20 protein-coding genes are annotated in these 21,234 nt (G+C 66.1%); 7 read left to right on the top strand and 13 right to left on the bottom strand.

Annotated features, from left to right (window positions below):
- Window positions 1–229 precede the first annotated feature (229 nt).
- The gene (locus XM1_RS19255) at window positions 230–589 is read left to right on the top strand and encodes a hypothetical protein (RefSeq protein ID WP_156428794.1); all 360 of its coding nucleotides are present in this window, start codon (window positions 230–232) and stop codon (window positions 587–589) included.
- A gap of 29 nt (window positions 590–618) precedes the next feature.
- Here the strand turns inward: XM1_RS19255 and XM1_RS19250 are convergent, their stop codons facing one another.
- The 6 genes from XM1_RS19250 to XM1_RS19225 form a co-directional block, all read right to left on the bottom strand.
- Window positions 619–1,233, bottom strand: coding sequence for a hypothetical protein (locus XM1_RS19250; RefSeq protein ID WP_068436349.1), 615 nt, complete (start codon window positions 1,231–1,233; stop codon window positions 619–621).
- Window positions 1,234–1,406: 173 nt separating this feature from the next.
- Window positions 1,407–4,127 carry a PAS domain S-box protein gene (locus XM1_RS19245; RefSeq protein WP_082700610.1) on the bottom strand — a complete coding sequence of 907 codons (2,721 nt, stop codon included), beginning with the start codon at window positions 4,125–4,127 and terminating at the stop codon, window positions 1,407–1,409.
- Window positions 4,061–4,915 carry a phosphate/phosphite/phosphonate ABC transporter substrate-binding protein gene (locus tag XM1_RS19240; protein ID WP_068436345.1) on the bottom strand — a complete coding sequence of 285 codons (855 nt, stop codon included), beginning with the start codon at window positions 4,913–4,915 and terminating at the stop codon, window positions 4,061–4,063. The genes XM1_RS19245 and XM1_RS19240 overlap by 67 nt, the downstream gene beginning before the upstream one ends.
- 116 nt (window positions 4,916–5,031) lie before the next feature.
- Window positions 5,032–6,324 (bottom strand): HlyD family type I secretion periplasmic adaptor subunit, encoded by a 1,293-nt coding sequence (locus XM1_RS19235; protein WP_068436343.1) that lies wholly within the window; start codon window positions 6,322–6,324, stop codon window positions 5,032–5,034.
- Window positions 6,317–7,987, bottom strand: a complete 1,671-nt coding sequence (locus XM1_RS19230) for an ATP-binding cassette domain-containing protein (RefSeq protein WP_068436341.1) — start codon at window positions 7,985–7,987, stop codon at window positions 6,317–6,319. The genes XM1_RS19235 and XM1_RS19230 overlap by 8 nt, the downstream gene beginning before the upstream one ends.
- A 20-nt stretch (window positions 7,988–8,007) precedes the next feature.
- Window positions 8,008–9,300: a TolC family protein gene (locus XM1_RS19225; protein ID WP_082700609.1), complete on the bottom strand. Its 1,293-nt coding sequence runs from the start codon at window positions 9,298–9,300 to the stop codon at window positions 8,008–8,010.
- A gap of 142 nt (window positions 9,301–9,442) precedes the next feature.
- Here XM1_RS19225 and XM1_RS19220 point away from each other — a divergent pair, with 142 nt between their 5' ends.
- The 3 genes from XM1_RS19220 (at window position 9,443) to XM1_RS19210 (ending at window position 13,459) form a co-directional block, all read left to right on the top strand.
- On the top strand, window positions 9,443–12,625 hold the full coding sequence (locus tag XM1_RS19220; protein WP_068436337.1) for a FecR domain-containing protein: 3,183 nt from the start codon (window positions 9,443–9,445) through the stop codon (window positions 12,623–12,625).
- A gap of 215 nt (window positions 12,626–12,840) precedes the next feature.
- On the top strand, window positions 12,841–13,116 hold the full coding sequence (locus tag XM1_RS19215) for a hypothetical protein (protein WP_068436334.1): 276 nt from the start codon (window positions 12,841–12,843) through the stop codon (window positions 13,114–13,116).
- Between the two features lie 142 nt (window positions 13,117–13,258).
- Complete coding sequence (locus XM1_RS19210) at window positions 13,259–13,459, top strand: hypothetical protein (protein WP_156428793.1); 201 nt, start codon at window positions 13,259–13,261, stop codon at window positions 13,457–13,459.
- A gap of 12 nt (window positions 13,460–13,471) precedes the next feature.
- Here the strand turns inward: XM1_RS19210 and XM1_RS19205 are convergent, their stop codons facing one another.
- The 3 genes from XM1_RS19205 to XM1_RS19195 all read right to left on the bottom strand — a co-directional run bounded on the left by XM1_RS19205 (window position 13,472) and on the right by XM1_RS19195 (window position 15,235).
- The gene (locus XM1_RS19205) at window positions 13,472–13,897 is read right to left on the bottom strand and encodes a hypothetical protein (RefSeq protein ID WP_068436330.1); all 426 of its coding nucleotides are present in this window, start codon (window positions 13,895–13,897) and stop codon (window positions 13,472–13,474) included.
- Window positions 13,898–14,105: 208 nt separating this feature from the next.
- On the bottom strand, window positions 14,106–14,906 hold the full coding sequence (locus XM1_RS19200) for an alpha/beta hydrolase (RefSeq protein WP_068436328.1): 801 nt from the start codon (window positions 14,904–14,906) through the stop codon (window positions 14,106–14,108).
- Complete coding sequence (locus XM1_RS19195; protein ID WP_068436326.1) at window positions 14,903–15,235, bottom strand: hypothetical protein; 333 nt, start codon at window positions 15,233–15,235, stop codon at window positions 14,903–14,905. The genes XM1_RS19200 and XM1_RS19195 overlap by 4 nt, the downstream gene beginning before the upstream one ends.
- A 166-nt stretch (window positions 15,236–15,401) precedes the next feature.
- Here XM1_RS19195 and fliN point away from each other — a divergent pair, with 166 nt between their 5' ends.
- Together fliN and fsa are read left to right on the top strand one after the other, a co-directional pair.
- Window positions 15,402–15,686, top strand: a complete 285-nt coding sequence (gene fliN / locus XM1_RS19190) for a flagellar motor switch protein FliN (protein ID WP_068436324.1) — start codon at window positions 15,402–15,404, stop codon at window positions 15,684–15,686.
- Window positions 15,687–15,743: 57 nt separating this feature from the next.
- On the top strand, window positions 15,744–16,400 hold the full coding sequence (fsa, locus tag XM1_RS19185; RefSeq protein WP_068436320.1) for a fructose-6-phosphate aldolase: 657 nt from the start codon (window positions 15,744–15,746) through the stop codon (window positions 16,398–16,400).
- Here the strand turns inward: fsa and XM1_RS19180 are convergent.
- Entirely contained in the window at window positions 16,360–17,241 is an 882-nt protein-coding gene (locus XM1_RS19180) for a carbohydrate kinase family protein (RefSeq protein WP_068436318.1), read from the bottom strand. The genes fsa and XM1_RS19180 overlap by 41 nt on opposite strands.
- A 52-nt stretch (window positions 17,242–17,293) precedes the next feature.
- Here XM1_RS19180 and XM1_RS19175 point away from each other — a divergent pair, with 52 nt between their 5' ends.
- On the top strand, window positions 17,294–18,538 hold the full coding sequence (locus XM1_RS19175; RefSeq protein ID WP_068436316.1) for an MFS transporter: 1,245 nt from the start codon (window positions 17,294–17,296) through the stop codon (window positions 18,536–18,538).
- Here the strand turns inward: XM1_RS19175 and XM1_RS19170 are convergent.
- The 3 genes from XM1_RS19170 to XM1_RS19160 are packed head-to-tail and all read right to left on the bottom strand — an operon-like array spanning window position 18,517 to window position 21,230.
- Window positions 18,517–19,887, bottom strand: a complete 1,371-nt coding sequence (locus XM1_RS19170; protein ID WP_068436314.1) for a cell wall metabolism sensor histidine kinase WalK — start codon at window positions 19,885–19,887, stop codon at window positions 18,517–18,519. The genes XM1_RS19175 and XM1_RS19170 overlap by 22 nt on opposite strands.
- Window positions 19,884–20,561 (bottom strand): response regulator transcription factor, encoded by a 678-nt coding sequence (locus XM1_RS19165; RefSeq protein ID WP_068436312.1) that lies wholly within the window; start codon window positions 20,559–20,561, stop codon window positions 19,884–19,886. The genes XM1_RS19170 and XM1_RS19165 overlap by 4 nt, the downstream gene beginning before the upstream one ends.
- A 12-nt stretch (window positions 20,562–20,573) precedes the next feature.
- Window positions 20,574–21,230, bottom strand: coding sequence for a DUF6134 family protein (locus XM1_RS19160; protein WP_068436310.1), 657 nt, complete (start codon window positions 21,228–21,230; stop codon window positions 20,574–20,576).
- Window positions 21,231–21,234 lie beyond the last annotated feature (4 nt).

Raw genomic sequence — 21,234 nt, 5'->3', positions numbered from 1 at the left:
AGAACTCGGCTGAAGCCCTTGCGCCGTACCGTCGCCTGCCACTTGCCACGGAGCTGCCTGATCGTCGCCATCGTCCTCGTCCCCTGTGGTTGTTGTCATCATCGACAGAGGAATTGAAGGATACCGCCGGGTCTTCAGACCCTTGGTCCGGACGGTACGGTGTTGTGGTGGTTATTCCGGGGGCGTCCGGTTATGGACAGGGGAGGCTCCAATTGATGGGGGAATGTTCTTGGCTGCCATGGTGAACGGAACCGAGTGGACAAAGCGCACCATGGTGGGTCTGACAATCTTGTGGGTGGTCAGCGCGGTGTCTGCCGTGCCCGTGGCCCTGTTCTCCATGTTCATGTTCGACGCTCCCGGAAGCGACGGGAACCCGGTGAACATCGCCTTTGCCGTGTCGCTTTGGTCCTTTCCCGTCTTGGCGGCGGCGTCGCCGCTGGCAAGCTGGGGCGCCCGTGTCGCCGGGGCGGCAAAGGTCTCCAAGCTCCTCATGGCGGCGCCGGTCCTGTCGATCGTCGCGGTCATCGTCAGTTGGGCGGCCCTGGAGCTCTTGTGCGGTGGGTCTTTTTCCTGTCACTCGCGGTGGTGACGGCGGATCGGGCCGCCGTGGCTCTCGGGTCACGCGGGATTGGTCACGGCGCGCTTCATTTTCCTATAACGGGCAATCAGCCAGACGCCCGTCGAGCATAATGCGGCGCCCGCCAGGGCGCTGATAATTCCCATCCCCGTAAATACCGTATAGAAGACCGCGATGCTGCGGTCGTTATTAGCCAAGCCCCCCATGCCGTTTTCCATGGCAAACAGGGCCCCGCCGGCCAGGGCAGGCAATCCGAATAAGATCATTGCTATTCCCGCCGCCGCTCCGACGCGCGAGGGGGGCTCCCCAAGAGGATGCCGGTGCTGTCTTTCCAAGGCATCGAGGCGCCTGCGCAGGGCGAGGCGAAATTTCCACGCCCCGGAGAAACGCGGCAGTTCGGGGTGGCGTCTGGCAAAGGCCCCGACCGCATGGGCGGTCAAGTCCGGATCGCATCGCAGCGCCGAAAGAATTTTCGCGTCCTCAACCCCTGGCTGCTCGTTACGCCGTTCTGCCAGCAGGCAGTCAAGAGCCTCCTGGGCCAGGGACGTGGGCAGGCGACGCGTGGCTAAATGGAACGCAAAATAGCCGAGAGCCAATAAAGGAAGCCACTCGGCCACGGACAGGATTTGGGTAAGGTATTCAAGGATAAGAGACATTCCATTGCCTCGGCGTACCGTCGATGACCTGGGTTTTGTTCATACTGGCTCTTCCCCCCGTCCTCCTCAAGCCTCGGTTGCAGGTTCGAGTCCTGCCGGCTGCGCTGTGTTCCGGGAGCGTGGTGGGGCGCGCGTTTTCAGGCGGGCGGCCCGGGGGCTTCTTGCCCGTCGCGTCAGCTTTTGGGCAGTGAGAAGCAGACTGCCGTGCCGCCGTTTAGACCGTCCTCGATCCAAATGCGCCCCTCGTGGCTTTCGACGATCTTCCTGCAGACCGCCAGCCCGATGCCGGTTCCCTCGTAGGCGTCCTGGGCGACCAGTCTCTGGAAGATCTTGAACGCCCGCTCGCGGTCCTCCGGCGAGATGCCGATGCCGTTGTCACGGATGGCGATGAGCCACTCGTGACCATCTGGCCGGCAGGTAATCTGCACGCGGACGGGCCGGTCCGGGGCGCGGTACTTGATGGCATTGCCGACCAGATTCTGGAACAGGCGTTCAAGCTCGGTCGGCGATCCCTGGGCAGAGGGCATCTCATCGATGATTTCCACCACGGCGCCGGCCTCGGCGATCGCCACCTCCAGGTTGGCAAGGGCGGCGGACACCACGTCTGCCAGCGGCGTCAGCTGGAACGAGGAATCGTGCCGCCCGGTGCGGGAGTATTCGAGCAGATCGAGAATCATCCGGTCCATTCTCTTGGCGCCATTCATCGCGAAGGCGAAGAACTCCTTGATCTCGTCGTCGGTCTCGGTGCCCAGCCGCTTGCTGATCAGGCCGAGATAGCTGCTGACCATGCGCAGCGGCTGGCGCAGGTCGTGGGAGGCGACGTAGGCGAACTGCTCCAGCTCGGCATTGATCTCGGCCAATTTGCGCGCCTGGACGGCAAGGTTGCCCCGCGCGGCCTCCGCAATGTCCTTGGCCGCCAGGATGTCCTGGTTTGCGAGGTCTCGCTCCAGGACGGCGCCTGCCCAGCGGGCCAGCAACCGGACGAACTCGATGTCGCCGTCGTCGAACTCGCGTGCATAGGGATCGGGCGAACTGAAGTTGATCGTGCCGAATGTCTGCCCGCGCACCGTGATCGTTGCTCCGATATATGCTTCAAGTCCAAAGGCCTGGTAGCAGGGGTGTCCTGCGTGCCTGGACTTGGCCATATGGGCAATCGCCACCACGTCATTGGTACTGATGGTCAGGGCGCAATACGTGTTGCCCAGCTCGAAGACCTGGCCGTCATGAAGCGGTGCCGACGGGGGCGCGTCGTGGTGGCGGACGGTGTAGGTATCGCCTTCTATTCGGCTGATGATGCCGATGGGCAGCGCCAGATGCCGGGCTCCCAGGACAAGCGCCTCGGTCAATTGCTCGGCGGCATTGATGTGGGGGAGAGCCGCGACGTCGCTCAGCGCGCGAAGGCTTTCGTAGTGACGCTGGACCATGCGTGTCCGCTCGGCCAGAACGATCTCGACATCCTTGCGGGCGGTGATGTCCTCCTTGATGCCGACGAATTGCACGATATCCCCGGAATCGTCCAGAACGGGGAAGATGATCGCCTGCTCCCAATAGCGCTGGCCGGTCTTTCGTTTGTTGCGAAGTTCGCCCTGCCAGTGCCGCTTGTTCTTGATGGTCCGCCACAATTCGTCGTACAGGGCGGACGGCGTTTCCCCCGAGGCCACCAGCCGGGGGGTCATGCCGACGACCTCGGCCTGATCATAGCCCGTGACCTCGGCAAAGCGCGGATTGACGTACTGGATCTTTCCGTCCGGATCGGTGATCACCACGGATACGGGCGACTGGTCGACGATGCGGGAGAACAGCCGGAGCTGCATGGCGATTTCGGCTTGGGCCGTGATATTGGTGCCGCTGCCGCAATACCCGACGAATATGCCGCTGTCGTCATAGCGCGGGGCGCCGCTGATGCTGATCCACTGGGCGGTCTTGTCCTTGCCGATCCAATAGCGATAGTCGCGGAATTTCCGGTGGGACGCCAATTCATCGCGATGGGCCTTCCACGAGGACAGGTCCTTGTCCGTGCTGCGGGCCGAAAGCTCCCAGTAAAGCTTGCCCATGGCCAGGCAGGGATCAATCCGCGCAGCCTCGGCAAAGCCGGGGGAAAGCCAGGTGATGCGATGGTCCTTGTCCGTTTCCCAATACCAGTCGCTGGATGCCTCGGAGAAGGTTCTCAGGCTGGCCTCGTTCTGGGATAGGGTGCGTACCACCTCCTGCAGCTTTTCCGCCATGCTGTTGAATGCCATGGCGGTTTCGGCCAGCTCATCCTTGCCGGTGATCGGGACACGCGTATCAAGTTCGCCGGCCGCGAGGCGGGCGCCCGCCAGTCGCAGCGCTTCAAGCTGCCTGGTCAGGTATGATCCCAGGAACCACGAGAACAGGGCCGTCAGGGCCAATCCGATCACGGCGATGGCGGTGGACAGGCGACTGGTGTTGTAAACGGCGTTGTCCAGGCTTTGGTAATCGATGCCAAGCTGTACGGAGCCAAAGTCATTGCCGGCAACGATCACCCGCTGGCGGCGTTCCGCCAGACCGGGGACGGCGGCGCCCGTCTTGTCTTCCGACAGAACATTGCCGCTCTCATCGGCAAAGCGCAGATAGGCGACGCTGCCGGTGGCCCGCGCCTCCGAGACGATCGCATCAAGCGTCGCGAAGTCCTTGGAGATCATCGCATCCTTGGCGCTCGCCGTGATGAGGCGCAAGGTCACGTCGGCGCGACGATTGATCTCGTAGCGGCCGGATTCCTTCATGGCGCCGACCGTTATGAACAGAATGACGCCGAGCACCACGAGTTGAAGCAGGGCGATGCCCGCGATGGTCCTGGAACGGAATGTCATTCGGCCTTCTGCTTCTGCCATTGTTCCAACAGGTGAATGTCCAAGGCCCGGACATCGTTCCATTCCTGGTCGAGCCCTGCCTCGATGCCCTTCATGGCGACCCCCTCGAGGACGCGCCGGCCGATTTCGTCGTCCTGCAGCGATCTCATGGCGGCCATGATCCGCGCGATCAGCTCGGGGGAGACGCGGGGGTGGGCGGCAAACGGATGGGGCGTGTATTCCCGGGTTGTCGCCAGCACGCGCAGTTCGGCGCGCTGTTCGGCCGGCAGGGCATCCAGGGTCCGGGTGATGCCGCCACCCGCGGCGAAATTGCCGGTGGAAACGCCCCGATAAACCGAATCGTGGGACGAGACGTATCTGGGGGTGATCTTGACGCCTTGGCGCGCGAACTCCGCCTGGGTCAGGATACTGGCGGCAAAGGCCGCCGGGGCCGGGAAGATGACCGACTTGTCGGCGAGGTTGCCGATCGTCCGATACGGGCTGTCGACGCGGACGACGAGGATGCCGATCAGGCGGCGGTCCTTCTCCTTGGCGAAGGCCTGATAGCCCGAATGCCGGTGGAAGACCGAATAGTGGTAGGGGTTCATGTAGGCGAGGTCGTAGGCGCCCGCCCCAAGCTCGGCCTCGAAGGTCGGAATGTCCTTGGTGGTGCGGAAGGCAATTCGCACGCCGGCCCTTTGGCTGACCTCATTGAGAAGCGGCACCCATTGCTCGGCTAACCGTGACGAGGCCGCCTGGGGAACGATGCCGAAGCTCAAGGGTTGAGGCTCGGCCCGAGCGCTGGCGGACCACAGCAAGGCGACCAGCGCCAACACGGCGCCATGCCACGAGCGGAGCGAACGCTCCAACATCAGAACCTCCCACTACGGATATGCCGGCTTGGCTGTGAGTAAGCCTTTCGTATAGGCCGACTATACGTAAAATTCCGTAGGAGTTCAACGAGGACGTGCGTAATCGATTGGCGCCGTCAGCGTTCTTTCAGCGCCGAACTGGCCAAGCCCATGAAGGGCTCGAGAATGTAGGTGAGGACAGTCCGCTCTCCGGTCCGGATATGGGCTGTTACCTGCATGCCCGGGTAAAGCCGGTAGGTTTCGATGCCATGCTGGAAGTGGTCACGGGTCGTTTCAATCCGCACCTTGTAGAAGGCTCCGCCCTTCTCGGTCACGTTGGTGTCTGGTCCAATGTGGACAACGCTGCCGTCGATGGATCCGAAGCGCACTCCGTCCTGGGACGCCAGGCGGATCCGGGCGGGTTGGCCGAGCGAGACGTAACCGATGTCGTAGGTCGGCAATTTGGCTTCGACGATCAGGCGGTCGCCGGCGGGAACAATGTCGAGAACCGTCCCGCCGGCTTTGACCACGCCGCCCCGGGTCGCCACGTAGAGCGTCTTCACCACCCCGTCCACCGGCGAACGGATCGTGGTTCGGTCCAGATTGTCCGATACCTTGCTGAACCTTTGGGACAGTTCGTCCACATCACGCCGGGCCTGGGCCAGTTGCTCGACCACTTCCTGGCGATAGGACTGGCGACCGGTCTCGATCAGGGTTCGGGCTTCCTTGATGGCGGCCTGGTTGCGCTTCAGGGCCGCCTCGTCCTCGTCGATTCGCGATCGCAGGGCTGATTGCTCGCGGAGCAGGGCGAGATGGGTATAGCGGTTGGACAGGCCTTCCCGGATCATGGATTCGCTGATGCTGACCTGTTCGCCCAGATGGCGCAGGGTGTTGCGCGCGTTGCGCAGCCGGGCTTCCACCTCGCTGGCCGCCTGCTCGCGCTGGGTCAGCGCCTCGTGCAGCCCTCCCAGGGTGGAAGCCAGCTTGCCCCGGCGGCTGCGGAACAGGTTGTCGGTGGCGGTGACCAGATCGGGATGGGAGCGGACGATCTCCTGCGGATAGGTGACTTCTCCCTTGTCCGCGGCCTCCGCTTCCAGACGCGCGACATTGAGGTTGAGCGTCACCAGCCGGATGGCCATCTCGTTGACATCGGCGCCGCTGGCGGTGGCCTGCAGGGCCACCAGCGGCTGATCCTTGCTCACCGCCTGACCCTCGCGGACCAGGATTTCCGATACGATTCCGCCTTCAAGGTGCTGGATGGACTTGAGCTGGGTGGAGGGAACCACTTCCCCCGAGGCCTGGCTGACCACATCCAGGACGGCGACGCTGGACCAGACGAGGAAGCCTATGACCAGCATCGCGGCGCAGGCCACGAACAGGTGGGTTCCGCGGGTGAGTGGACCGATTTCCACGTCTTCCGGTTCAGTCATGGCCGGCCTCGTGGCGAATGGGACCGGTAAGGGCGGGGACCGGCTTGATCCCAAGGTCGAGCATCCAACTCGCGCCCCGGATCACCAGCGGGTCGTGGGAGAAGACGATGATGGTGGTTCCCGACTGGGCCAACTCGTTCATGGCCTGATAGACCGCCGCCCGTCCCTCCGCGTCGAGGGACTCGGTCGGTTCGTCGAAGACCGCAAAACGGCCACCGGACGCCAGGGCTCGGGCAAGGGCGACCCGGCGGCGCACCCCGAGGGCAAGATTCCGGCCGCCCTTGGCTATCGGCGTGTTGATGCCGTCAATGGACGAATCCAGCCATTTTCTCAGCCCGGCGGATTGAAGGACGCGGTTGAACGAGGCTTCGTCCATGTCGGGATTGGCGGACCGCACCGCCGTCTCGATGGTGCCGTCCAGCAGTTCCGGTTCCTGGGGCAGATAGCAGACCTGCTTTCGCCACCACTCCATGGACAATTGCCGCAATTCGACCCCGTCCACCAGGATCTGCCCCCGGACGGGCTCGATCAGCCCCATCAGCAGGCGGGCCAGGGTGGTCTTGCCGCTGCCGTTGGGGCCGGATACCGCCAGCACCATGCCGGCGTCGAGACGCAGCGACAGGTGCTCGGCCAGGGGGCCGGAGGACCCCGGATGGGCAAAGGCCACGTCCACAAATTCCAGCCTGCCGCTCACCGAGCGGAGCGCGGCTCCGGACTGGTGTTCGCGCGGCAGGCGCATCAGATCCTGAATCCGGCGCAGGGCAAGGTCGGCGCGCGCGAACATCTCGGCCAGTCCGGCCATGCGGTTGATGGGGCCAAGGGCTCGCGCCGCCATGATGTTGGCGCCGACCAACGCTCCTACGGACAGGTCCCCCTTCACCGCCAGAACCGCGCCAACCGTTATGATGACGACGCCCTGGAGTACGGCCGTGGCTTGGGTGATGGACTGAACCAGGCTTTGCCGTTCACCCAGCCGCCGCCGGGCGTCCAGCACGGAGCTCCGGGCATTGCGCCAGACTTTGAGGGCGCGTCCGCCCCCGTTGAAGACGCGCAGCGTGTCGGCGCCATGGATGGCCGCGTCCAAGGCGGCCTGGGCCGCCGTCTCGCCCTCGCCTGCCTTTCGCACGACGTTTCGGAGCAGTCGCTCCCCCATCACCACGGTTCCCATCGACACAATCGTGAAGAACAGGGCGATGAAGGCCAGCGGCGGGCTGAGGAAGATCAGGGCGAGAATGGTCAGGATGGCGAAGGGAACGTCCAGGGCGGCGCAGAGATTGGCGGGGGTAAAGACGCGGTCGATCACGTCCAGGCCGCGCATGATCTCCTGCATGAGACCCGATGGCAGGCGCTCCAATACCCCGACCCGGGCCTGGGCCAGTGCCGCGAAGGCGCTTTCACCGCGAAGGGCCTCGGTCGGACCGGTGACCGCACCGCACAGCCTGATGCGGGCCTCGCGGAAGCCGAACTCCAGGGCGACCGCCAGCAGGACGCCAGAGGTAAGGGTAACCAGTGTCGCATCCACCCCATAGGGGACGTAGCGATTGAGAACCAGCATGACGAACAGCGTCGATGCCAGGCCCAGAAGGGTGATGAACAGGGTGGACGCCAGCAACTCGGCAAGGACGAGGGGGTGGGCCGCCAGGCGGCGGAGGAGCTCCTGCACCGCGTCCTCCCCGTTCCCGCCTAGCGCACCACGCCCGGGTCGAAGCTTCCGATCACCGCAAGAACCGTATAGGACGCGATCACCACATCCGCCTGGGCCGAGCTGGCCTGGCTCTGGGCGTTGATCAGCGCCGTCTCGCCCGCCAACACGTCGATCAGGGAGCGGTTGCCGAGCGCGCGCTCCTTTCGGGCCAGTTCCAGGAATTCGTTGGCCAGCACCGCCTGATTGCGCAGCGATTCGGCCCGCGCCTTCTGGTGCATGTAGTTTTCCCAGGCATTGCCCACCTGCTCGTCGATCTGGTCGCGGCCTTCGGCGAGGCGGCGCTCGGTGGCGACGATGGAGCTTTCCGATGCCTTCAGGCTGTTGATGGCCGTGAGCCCGAGATTGATGGGGATGGAGACCTCCATCTTGGCCAGGTATTCCTGCTGGGTTCCCATGGTACCGCTGACGTTGCGCTTGTTGCGGGCCTCGCCCACCATCTCGACCTTGGGATAGAAGCCCTGGGCCTTGGTGGCTTCCGCCTGCATCCGGGCCGCTTCGACGGCGTGGGTCGCGGCCTTGATGGAGGGGCTGTTGGCCCGCGCCGTGGCCACGGCCACTTCCAGGCTGCTCGGCAACGTATCCAGGGGGACCTTGGGCAGGACCATGGACTTGGCGTCCTGCATCGGCTTGTTGAAGACGTTGCGGAACCGGTTCTGGGCCTGGGCCAGGAGGAATTCCGCTTGAATTCTGGCCGCCTGGGCGCCCGCCAGCTGGGTCTTGGCCTGCAGCACGTCGGATGACAGGCCCGAGCCGAGATCGACCTTGGCCTCTTCCAACCCGGTCTGCCGGCGGATGTTCGCCTCGGATTCGCGGGCATAGTTCAACTGCTGCAGGGTCCGGACCAGATTGGTGTAGGCGGAAAGCCCCTCCAGCATCAGCCCCTGGCGAACGCCGTCGCGGGTGGCCTCGGTCTGCCGATGGGTGGCGGCCGCCTTGTCGATCTGCGCGTTCACGCCACCGAAGTCCCAAACCAATTGCTTCAGGCTGGCGCTGTATTCGTTGCGATAGGCGTTGGTGTCCTGCGACCCGCTGGGCTTGTTCTGCTTCTCGTAGCCGTAATTGACCGCAGGGGTCAGGGTCGGATACCAGCCGCCGCGCGCGACCTCGATATTCTGGCGCGCGCCTTCGACATCCGCGTCGGATGCGACGAGGCGGTCGCTGGTGCGAAGCAGATCGTCCATGAGTTGGCGGAGATCATCGGCCCTGGCCTCCGGGGCCAAGACAATCCCTGCCGCCAGCGCCGCCAGAGCGCCCAATCGTACAGCCCGCATGAAATGCCCCCTATTGGATAAGACGGGACCAATGATATAGTGGATAGAACAATTTAGCTACCAGCTTATACCTAAGGTAGTGATTATGACTTTCATAGTCATTCTATCTGGGGATGCGTGGCAGATGGGGGGATTCTGAGCGATGACGGCCTCAGCCAACGGCACGATCCACGATAGCGCGCCGACCAAGGTGTTCGACGCAGCCAGGGGCGGCGCCATCACGGTGCCTGAGGGCTTCGCCCTTGCCTCGGCCGATTTCCACCGCATCGGACCGAACCTGGAAATCGTCGCCACCAACGGCTCGCGGCTGGTGGTGCGGGACTTCTTCGCTCTGGCCTCGCCCCCCGACCTGCACACCGGGGAGGGGGCGATCATTCCCGCTGATCTGGCGGTCCGCCTGGCCGGGCCCATGGCGCCCGGCCAATACGCGCAATCGGCCCCCACCCAGGGACCGGCGCCGATCGGCGAAGTGGACGCCACTTCCGGAATCGCGCAGGTCCGCCACGCCGACGGCACCGTCGAAGCCGCGATCAAGGGGATGGCGGTATTCGAGGGCGATGTCGTCACCACCGGGGCCAAGGGCAGCGTCGGCATCGTGTTCGTCGACGGCTCCACCTTCTCGGTGGGCAATGCCGCCCGCGCCGTCCTCGATCAGCTCAGCTACGACCCCGGCACCAATACCGGCTCGTCGACGGTCTCGGTGACCAACGGCCCGTTCAGTTTCATCAGCGGAGAAATCGCCCGCACCGCCCCCGACGCCATGACGGTCAAGACGCCGGTCCTGACCATCGGCGTTCGCGGCACCACCGTGGCGGGCGTGGCCGCTCCCGAAGGCGGCAGCAACACCGTGGCGCTGCTGGCCGATTCCGGCGGAACGGTGGGACAGATCGCCATCAAGAACGCCGCCGGCGTACAGGTCATGTCGCAGGTCAATCAGGCGGTGCAGATGTCCAGCGCCCTGCTGCCGCCGCCGCCGCCGATCGTTCTGTCGCCGCAGCAGATCCAGGATAGCTTCGGCAGCGCGGTGCAATCCCTGCCGCCGCCCCAGCCGCCCCTGCAGCAGCGGACCGAGCCCCCGGCCTCGCCCCAGATGCGCCAGCAGCAGCAACAGATGCAGCAAAAGAGCGACGCCGCCTCCAAGACCCAGGCGGAAAAGGCGACGGCTGTCGCCGAGGCCAAGGCCGCCGTGGAAGCCAAGGTGAAGGCCGAGGCAGAGAAAGTCGCCAAGGATGCGGCGAAGCTTGCCGCCGACCCCAAGGCCGTCGCCGAGGCCAAGGCCAACGAGGCCAGATTGGCGGCCCAGGCCAATCTGCCGGCCGCCACCGATCTGGCAAAGGCGGCCACCGCCTTGTTCGGCGCCCAGGGGGCCGGCGAGATTGCCAAGGCGGCGACCTCCCTGTTCGGTGCCCAGGCCGGTTCTGACTTCGCCAAGGCCTCCGCGACGCTGTTCGGGCCGACATCGGAGGGCAGCCTGGCGGCGCTGGGGCAAGGCGCGCTCGGAAACGAGGGTTTTGGCGCGGCCGTGGAGCAATTCGCCAAGGCGATCGATTCCCTGGTGGGAAACGCACTGGCCAACGACCCCAACACGGCGCTGTTCGGTGGCCTGCCCATCTTGGCCCCCGAGAACCAGATACTGCTGGCCCAACGGATCGAGACGGTGGTGCAGCAGCAAATTCAAAATCAGGTCAACTCAGTCGCCCAGCAGGCCTCGCAGCAATCCACCACGGTGCATACCCTGACCGGCGGCTCCCAAACCGTCACCACCACGTCGGGGGTCAACGACTACATCACCGGTACCGCCTCGGCCAATACCGTGACCATCTCCGGCGTCATGGGCACCGGCGACAGCTTCATCGATGAAACTGACGGTGATGGTGACAAACTGATCCTGATGGGCGCCAACACCGGATTCCAGGTGGGCAAGGTCGAGACCATCGATCTGAGCGGCACCAACGGCGCCAATACCTTCATCATCGGCAGCGACGGAACCGTTGCCATCACCCTTAGCAGTTACGCCGATTCCATCACGTCCTCGCAACTGGTCGGCCACGCAACCCAGATGACCACGGGCAGCCAGACCTGGAACCTTACCGGCCTGCTCGGCGTCAACGGCGCCGCCGACGCCTTCGACATGGGGGGAGGCACGGACACCATGGCGCTGCTCACCGCCGGCACCCACTCCCTGACCCTAACCGGCGTCGAAACCCTGACCCTGGCCAATGGCGGCAACAGCTTGATCTTCAGCACCCCCGTCTCCAACGGCATGACCGTGACGGGGGGAAGCGGCACCGATTCCATGACTCTGGCCCTGGGCGGAAATTCCATCGTTTTCGGTGGCATGGAGACGATTGTCGGCGGTTCCGGCAGTGATGCCCTGACCACGGCCGGGACTTTTTCCGGCTTCAATCTCGATGGCGGCAACGGCAGCGACAGCCTGACCTGGTCGACCGGAACGGTCCCCACGGCGGGGTCTCAGATCGTCATTTCCCCCACTATCTCCAACGTGGAAAGTTTGATCTTCAATGTCCATCCCGGGTCGGGCTCGGGGAGCTTCGGCAGCCTGGAAACCCATCTGGACCCGACCGACATCAGCGGCGTCACTTCGCTGCAGATCACCGGCGGCGGCGCGTTCTACATCGACACCACCTATTTGCCGAGCACGGTGACCAGCGTCCAGGTTGCCCAGAGCGGCAGCGTCAGCACCCTGGACGGCAGCGGCAATCCCACCACGGTCAATTACGCGGATACGGACATTCATCTCCGCCTGTCGGGAGCCACCACCTCGGTGACCGGCGGCAATGGCAGCAGCGACAGCATCGTGCTGAGCGACGGTACCGCGCACACCCTGAGCGTCAGCGGCGTGGAATCCATCACCGGCGGCAACGGCGTGGACACGGTGAGCGCCACGTCGGGCGCCGTCACGTTCATCGGCGGAGCGGGGGCCGACATCGTCAACTTCACCGCGAGCGGCGGCAACGCCGACATCATGAAGTACACGGCGACCGGCGACGTGGGCGACTATGTCAACTACTTCACCGCCGGCGAGGACAAGATGTCCTTCGACGGAGCCCTGTTCTCCCATACCAACGGCGCCGCCAATGGAACGCTGGGCGGCTTTGCCCTCAACGCATCGGATTTCACCACGACCAGCGCGGCCAATTCAGGCAAGCACTTCGCCTACGATACCAGTACCGGCAACCTCTACTACGACGCGGATGCCAACGCGTCGACCAACGATTCCGTGGTTGTCGCCCATATCGCCAGCGACAGCGGATCGACCGCCGTCAGTACGCTTGCCGCCTCGGATATCCATTTCACCTCTTGAGACAGCGAAGTCCCGAGAGCCCGTTGGCGTGAGCGGTGGGGGCCGGGTGTTGCGGACCGGCCCAAGGGGGAGGGAACCTGCCTCTTGCGGCCCGTCGTGCGCGGTGGGATGTTTATGCCGTGTGTATGGGGGCGGTCGGCCGTGATGGTGATCCAGGCCCCGTTGTTGCTGGGCAACGGCCTGTCCTGGCTCGGCATCCTTTGGGAGTTCTCGCTTTGAAAACCATGGTGCGGTTGATCGGTCTTGCCGCCGTGCTGTTCGGCCTGGGACTGGCCGGGGCGGCGTTGATGAGCGACGCCGGCGAGCTTCAGGTGCTGTTCAGCCTCTTCGCCCTGGCCGGATCGCTGATCGCCCTTGTGGGGGGAGGGGTCTTCGTCATGGGTGCCCTGCTGGGGGGGAGCAAGACGAAGGTGGACGGCCCGGGCCTTACGGCCGAGCAGCAGCAGCTTCTGGACGCCCGGGAATTCCTGGCCAGCCGCCGAGAGAAATAGCCGGGGCGATGTTTCGCGCCACAACATTTGTGCATTGCAGCATTTCCGCATGGCGGGGATGTGATCTTCGGGAACCACTTCCGCCGTGAAAGCGGGCAAAACGGAAGGGCGCGGCATGTCGCCGCCGTGAAGGAGGCCGAAGATGCCGAAATTTCATGTATCCATGGTCCGGGGCGTGGCCCGGCGCGAAGTGCTCGAGGTGAGCGCCGATACCGCGGAGGAAGCACGCTGGATCGCGCTTTCCAGCTGCGACGCCTGGATGGACCTGGACAATGACGCCGTCACCGTGACGCCCGCCGAGGCGGTCGCGTCCAAGGTCGTGGCGCTGAAGAGCGCCGCCTGAATCAGGGGAAGGTCAGAACAGGTAGTTCATCACGCTGCCGGGCTTCACTGAGCCAGGCGAGGTGATGCGGATGTTCTGCTCGTAGGTGCCGACGCCGCGCAGGACGTCGTTGAGGAAGATCCGGGACGAGGTCGGGTCGCTGCCGTCCTCGGATGTGTCGGTGCCGTATTCGAAGATGCGCAACGAGGTCTGCGGCGCGAAACCGCCCCTGTCCTCGCGCTGGCGGCGACCGCCATCGGGATTGATGCCGTTTTCCTGCTGGAACCGGAGGATCGATTCCTCGTTCAGCCCCATATGCTGGGCATAGTCCAGCCGTTCGACATCGGGTCTGGTGGAAGAGGCTACATTGCGCCCGCCATGGCCGATACGGGTCGTCGCCGCCGCCACACTGGACGCCGCCGCTGATGCCGATCCGACCTGTTTGGTGCTCAATGCCATGATGGGCCTGGATACACGAAACCTAGATTAATCCGACGTTAAGCATACCCCCCTGGGGTCCCGAAGGGAAGCGCTAACATAACGCCGGGGCGAGTCTTGGTCGCGGTCCGGGCGGATTACCCATTGAAAATACAGGGGTAAATGGGGGCGGGCGGAATTTGCCGGCAAGATCGGCCGGATGGTGTCGACGCGACGCGACGGCTGTCTTTCAGAACCCCTTGGCCGCCAGCCAGGCCAGGGTCCGTTCGGCCGTCGGCTGCCACCAGCAATCATCGAGCATCAGCCCGTGGGGCGCGCCGGTCAGCAGGGAAAGGTCGGCGCCGAAATAGGTGGCGGTCTCCATCAGGGCGGCGGACGGCACCAGGACGTCGCGGTCTCCGCCCAGCACCAGGACCGGGGGGCGGTCGCCGCCCAAGGGTAGGCGCGGCCGCACCGGATTGAGCAATTCGACGCAGATGCGGTGCGATTCCTTCTGCAGCCGGGGCAGCAGATGGGCCAGGGTGTCGGCGGGCGTGGCGTCGGAGAAGAAGGCGCGGCGGATGACCTCGCCCTTCACCACCGACGGCCCCAGGGCCTGCAGCAATCCGAACTGCAGGCAGACGTCGGGGGAAAACACCGAAAGGTGCAGGGCCGAGGACATCAGGCCCGACGGCGGCACGCTGGCCATCAGCACGGCGGCGCGCACGCGGTCGTCCCCGGCCAGGCAGTGCTGGACCAGCAGGCCCCCCATGGAATGGCCGACCAGGATCATCTCGCCGCCCACATGGGCCATGGCCGAGTGGATGTCGGTGACGTAATCGGCCAGGGAGGCGTAATTGAAGCCGCCTTCGCTTTCCCCGTGGCCGCGCAGCGACAGCGCGTGGCTGGACCAGCCGCGCCGGGCGAAGAACGGCATGAAGCGTTCGGCCCATACCCAGGCGCCGCAATAGGAACCGTGAACGAACAGCAGCGACGGACGCCCCTGAACCGGGCCTTCCGGCGGATGGCAGTGCAGCAGTTCCAGTTTCACTTGATTCCGATCGAGTTCATCAGCCGGGCCAGCAGGCCGGGCTTGGGGGCGGGCTTTTTCGCGGGGGCCGGCTTGCGGGCGGCGGATGCCGCCCCGGCGGGCCGCGCCTTGGGCACCGGTTTGCAATTGGGATTGGTGTAGGAGAAGAACATGCGGAACTCGCCGTCGGCGGCCACCTTGTAATAGGCCACCTTCTTGATGAACGGGTCCAGCTTGCAGCGGCGCTTGGCATCGATTTCGGCGGTCTCGCGGTCCTCGATGTCGGAATAGTCCAGCTTGCCCTGCTTCAGCTCCTGGCCTTCGCGGCAGGAATAGATTTCCGTGCTCATGCGCCCTTCCTTCCGCCCGGCCGGATCATAGCGGGGCGAGGCGCGAAATCGCAACTGTCTCCAATATGCAGATGGCGCATACGGCCTTTAACCGGATGTTGGGAAATGCCGGTTATGCTCCATATTGTGAAGCCCCGCGTGACCGGGGCCAAAAGGATGAGGCGACATGGCCGACGACGACGCGATCAACGCAGCCCTGGGGATCGGAGACAACCGCGAGGCGGTCTACGACGTCTCGGTGGAGCTGTCGGCGGTGCTGGGCACCGCCAACCTGCCCATCGCCCAGCTGCTGAAGCTGGGCCGCGGCGCGGTGGTGGAACTGGACCGCAAGGTCAACGATCCCGTCGACCTCTACGTCAACCGCAAGAAGGTCTGCCGCGCCGAGGTGGTGGTGGTCGAGGACCATCTGGCGGTGACCATCACCGAGGTGCTCAAGCGCGCTGCTGATTGACGGCGCGCCGCTCCCTGGTAGTCTGAGCCCCGCATCCGCCAGAAGCAGGGGCCTTTCATGAAGTTCTTCATCGATACCGCCGAAGTCGCGGAAATCCGCGAGCTTGCCGCCACCGGTCTGGTGGACGGCGTCACCACCAATCCGTCGCTGATCGCCAAGTCGGGGCGCAAGATTCTCGACGTGATCGCCGAGATCTGCGACATCGTGCCCGGCCCCATCTCGGCCGAGGTGGCCGCCACCGATTTCGACACCATGCTGGCCGAGGGCCGCAAGCTGGCGGCGTTGCGCCCCAACGTGGCGGTCAAGGTGCCGCTGACCCCGGCCGGCCTCAAGACCTGCAAGGTGCTGGCCGACGACGGCGTGCCGGTCAACGTCACGCTGTGCTTCTCGGCCAATCAGGCCATCCTGGCCGCCAAGGCCGGCGCCGCCTTCATCTCGCCCTTCGTCGGGCGTCTGGACGATATCGGCCAGGACGGCATGGAGCTGATCGCCGACATCGTCGAAATCTATCGGGAATATCCGGCCTTCCGCACCGAGGTGCTGGCCGCCTCGATCCGCCATCCCATGCATGTGACCGAAGCGGCGCGTCTGGGCGCCCATGTGGTCACCATGCCGCCCACCGTGCTCAAGCAGATGTACCAGCATCCGCTGACCGACAAGGGCCTGGCCGCCTTCATGGCCGACTGGGCGAAGACCGGCCAGTCGATTCTCTGATCAAATCGCGCACGGTGTCGCGGTCGAGGAAGGACCCGCCCCGGGTCACCTTGGCCGCGCCCCAGCGCACCGCCAGGGGCAGGGCCTGGGCCATGTCGAGCCGGAGCGCCAGGGCATGGGCCATGCCGGCGGCGAAGGCGTCGCCCGCCCCGGTGGTGTCCACCGCGTCCACGTCGGGGGCGGTGGCCCTGAGGCGCTGGCCTTCGATGCCGAACGCCTCGGCGCCCTCGGCTCCGTGGGTGATCACCACCCAGCGCAGCACGTCCCCGGCCAGCCTTCGCCCCTCGGCCAGGGGATCGGCGAGGATGCGTTCATCCAGATCCTTTTGCGAGCCGACCAGCACATGGACGGGCAGCCGGCCTTCGCGTAACGGCCTGAACTGGGCCACGATGGGGCACAGCTTCGCCTTGGTCCGCAGCAGCTCCGACAGGTCCTGGCCGTTGGAGCGCACATAGACGCAGTCGGCGTCCAGGCTGAGCAGGCGCTGCGGCGGCCGGGCCTCGCGCGATCGGGTCAGGTTGACGATGGTGCGTTCGCCACTGGGGTCAAGCAGCACCAGCGAGCGGGTGCTGGCGCCTGATATGCGGGTGACGGGGCCGATATCCACGCCGTGGCGCGACGCTTCCGCCAGCAATTCGTCGGCCAGGGGATCGGTCCCCACCGCCGCGACCAGCGACACCTCGTGGCCGGCATGGGCCAGCGCGATGGCGGTGTTGGCGCCGCCGCCGCCCAGGCGGGGAACAGGCGGCGCGCCCTGCAGATGGCGTCCCTCCAGCAGGCGGTCGTCCAGGTGGATGACTTCGTCGCGGGCAATGCTGCCCAGGACTACGATTCGGGCCATCGCGGCCTCCTTGCCACTACCGACAGGATAGCTCCAAAGCGCCGGTGATGCCATGATCGCCATCATGACCGACGCCGATGCCAGACCTCGTCGATTTCCCTGGGGCCGACCTCATTGGGGACGCGCGCTCCGCCACCGGGGCTATCGCCTGTTCTTTTGCGGCCAGGCGGTGTCGCTGATGGGGTCGTGGATGCAGATGGTGGCCCAAAGCTGGCTGGTCTACCGCCTGACCGGCTCGGCCGAGATGCTGGGGTTGGTGGCCTTCGTCGGGCAGATCCCGGTCTTCGTCTTCGGCCTGCTGGGCGGCGCCATGGCCGAGGGGCGCTCGCGGCGGCGGCTGATCCTGGTGACCCAGGGCGCCTTTTTGGTCCAGGCGGCGGCGCTGGCCGCCCTGACCCTGGCCGGCTGGGTGCAGGTGTGGCACGTCCTGGCCCTGGCGGTGCTGTTCGGCCTCATCAACGCGGTGGACATCCCCGCCCGCCAGGCCTTCACCGTCGATCTGGTGGGCAAGGCCGACCTGGGCAACGCGGTGGCGCTGGACGCCTCCATCTTCAACGCGGCGCGCCTGGTGGCGCCGGCGGCGGCGGGCGCGCTGGTGGCCCAGGTGGGGGAGGGGTGGTGCTTCGCGCTCAACGCGCTCAGCTTCCTGGGCGTGCTGGCCGCCCTGGCGCTGATGGCCGAGCCGGCGACCGCGTTTTCCGCTCCGGCGGGGGAAAGCATGCTGGTCCGGGCCAGGGCCGGTCTGGCCTTTGTCGCCGGGCATCGCCCCATTCTGGCCCTGATGGCCATGCTGGGCCTGTCGGGCCTGATGGGCATGTCGTTCTCGGTGCTGATGCCGGTCTTCGCCGACAAGGTGCTGGGCGGCGGGCCCCAGACGCTGGGATGGCTGATGAGCGGGGCGGGGGGCGGCGCGCTGCTGGCTTCGCTGGCGGTGGCCGGGCCGGCGGGCGGGGCGTCGCGGGGCCGGGTGGCCTGGGGCCTGTGCGCCTTCGGCGCCGTCCTGGTGGCCTTCGCCCTGTCCACCGTGACGAGCCTGTCCATGGCGCTGCTGGCCCTGGCCGGCATGGCGCTGGTGGCCCACAACACCGCGTCGCAGACCATGGTCCAGACCCTGGTGCCTGACGAGTTCCGGGCGCGGACCATGGCGCTCTATACCATGACCTTCATGGCGGCGACGCCGTTGGGCTCGCTGCTGGCGGGCTTCCTGTCCGAACGCGTCGGGCCGCAGCCCACCGTGGCCCTGGGGGGAGTGGCCTGCGTTCTCGGCGCGCTGGCCTATCGCCGCTGGGCGCCCTGATCGGAGAAGACCAGCGAGAACACCGCGCCGCCGCCGGGGTGCTCGCCCACCTCGACCCGGCCGCCATGGGCCTGCATGATCTCGCGCACGATGGACAGCCCCAGGCCCGAGCCGCTCTTGCGCCGCTCGGCCCGCCAGAAACGCTGGAAGATCCGTTCGCGCAGTTCGGGCGGAATGCCGGGGCCCCGATCCTCGACCCGGAGCGTGGCGGGGCCTTCCACCCGCACGGTGACGGTGGTGTCCGGCGGGGTGTGGGTCAGGGCGTTTTCCACCAGGTTGCGCAGCGCGTTGAACACCGCCTCGCCATTGGCGATCACCCGGCAGCCGGCCGGGTCCTCGATGACTTCCACCAGACGGCGCTGCCGCAGCGCCATGGGCGCCAGGAAGGTGCAGACGTCCACGGCGATGGCGTTGAGGTCCGCCTGCTCGTCCATGGCGATGGTCAGCGCCTCGGCGCGGGCGACCGCCAGCAGCTGGCTGACCAGTCGGGTCATGGAATCCACGTCGCGGGACAGGGCGTCGCGGATGGCGGGATCGGGCAGCGTCTCGATATGGGCGCGCAGCACCGCCAGCGGGGTGCGCAGTTCGTGGGCGGCGTCGGCGGTGAAGTCGCGCTGGATGCGAAAGCCCGCCTCGATGCGGTCGAGCGCGCTGTTGATCGCATGGACCAGGGGCAGAATCTCGCGCGGGACCTGGGCTTCCGGCAGGCGGATGTCGGTGCTGGCCGGGCCGATGGCGGCGGCCTGCTCGGACAGGCGCTTAAGCGGCAGCAGCGAATTCCTGATGGTGATCAGGCTGACCACCAGCATGGCCAGCAGGAAGGGGGCGCCCAGCCAGCCGCCTTCCTCGGCGAAGCGCTCGATCAGCGAGCGGGTCATGGCGTCGAAATCGCTGCCGCTTTCCTCCACCTGGATCAGCAGGTCGCCCGCCGGGGTGGTCAGCCTCACCGCCGCCCCGAACATCAGCACCGGGCCGGGGCCGTCGGGATTGCGGCGATAGAGGCGGGGGCCGTCGCCCATCTCGGGGGCGGGTCCCACCGTCTCGCCGCCCTGGGCCAGGATGGCGCCGGTCTTGGCGTCGCGCACGGCGAAGCGCAGCCCGCCCTCGGATTCGGCGTAGGACGCCAGCTGGATCGGCGGCAGGTCGACGACGATGCGCCCGTCGGGCAGCAGAAGCACCTGATTGCGGATCGAGACCGCCTGCTCGATCAGGTAGGTGTCGCGCATGATCTCGGTGACCGAGTGGTACTTCCACCACAGCCAGGAATAGGCCAGCACGATGGCGATCAGGGTGGTCAGCGACAGCCGGATGACGATGCGCCACAAGATGGCCGGCGGCTGGCGGATCAAGGGGCGCCGTCCGCCATCATGTAGCCGATGCCGCGCAGCGTGTGGACGGTCACCGCCGCTCCCGATTGCTGCAGGCGCTTGCGCAGGCGCGACACCAGCACCTCGACGGAATTGGGGGTGACGTCGTCGTCGAAGCCGTAAAGCCCCTCTTCCAGCGAGCGCTTGGACACCACCTTGCCCGAGCGGCGCAGCAGATGCTCGAGCATCTCCATCTCGCGCCGGGGCATGGAGATCAGCTGGCCGTCCACCCGCACCTCGCGCCCGGCGGTGTCGAAGGTCAGGTTGCTCAAGGACAGCTCCACCGACAGCGCCGCGCCGGGGCGGCGCAGGATGGCGCGCAGCCGGGCGATCAGCTCCTCCATGGCGAAGGGCTTCAGCAGGTAGTCGTCCGCGCCGGCATTCAGGCCGGAAACCCGGTCGCTGACCCCGTCCCTGGCGGTCAGCACCATCATGGGGCAAGGCGCGGCCTTGGCGCGCTGGGCGCGGATGATCTCCAGCCCGTCGCCGTCGGGCAGGCCGAGATCGAGGATGGCCGCCTGGTAGGAGGCGGAATCGAAGGCGGCCACCGCGTCGGCCACCGTGCCGAAGACGTCGGGGACGAAACCTGCGCTCTTCAGCCCCGCCGAGATGAATTCGGCCAGACGGTCATTGTCCTCGACCAGAAGGATGCGCATGGAAAGGCCCGCCTATTTGAGGACGTAGTAGATGTCCGAGCCGTCGTCGCCCCGAATCCAGACCTGGACCAGGGTCTGGCGGGTATCGTACCACAATTCGCGGCGCAGCCCGTCGTCCCACAGCCAGCGGGTGGTCGGCGTCGGCTTGCCGCGTACCGTAATGGTCTCCTCGCCCAGCCGTTGGACCTTCAAGGGCGTCGGGTTGCCGTCGCCGGGATCGAGCATCATGGTGTGGTCGGGCGAGGGGGGATACCACAGCGAGCCGGGAATCATCTCCGGGTGGGTGGTGTGCGGCTGGCCGTCCACCGAGACCCGCAACCGGCCGCCGGCCAACTCGGCCTTGACCGCATGGCGGGCGCCGTCGTCGTTGGTGACGTAATCCAGCGATTTCAGCCGGCCGTTCTCCCACACCTCGACGCCCTGCTGCTCGTAGACGAAGAAGGGGATGAGCAGGAAGCTCACCCGGATATCGGCCTCGACGCGGACCTCGAAACCGCCCTTGCGCGGGCGGAAGGCATAGGTGTGGTAGCCGATGGTCCCGCCGTTGCGGGTGACGTCGAAGGCCAGAACCTGTTCAGGCTGCGACGCCAGGAAGGCGGGCGTGGCCGCGGCGGCCTGGGAGGAGAGAAGCAGGACCAGGGCGGCCATGATGGGACGAAGTGCCCTCATGAGC

This window comes from Magnetospirillum sp. XM-1 (genome assembly GCF_001511835.1).
GTDB lineage: Bacteria > Pseudomonadota > Alphaproteobacteria > Rhodospirillales > Magnetospirillaceae > Phaeospirillum.
This window is presented reverse-complemented; position numbering and strand designations above follow the sequence as displayed.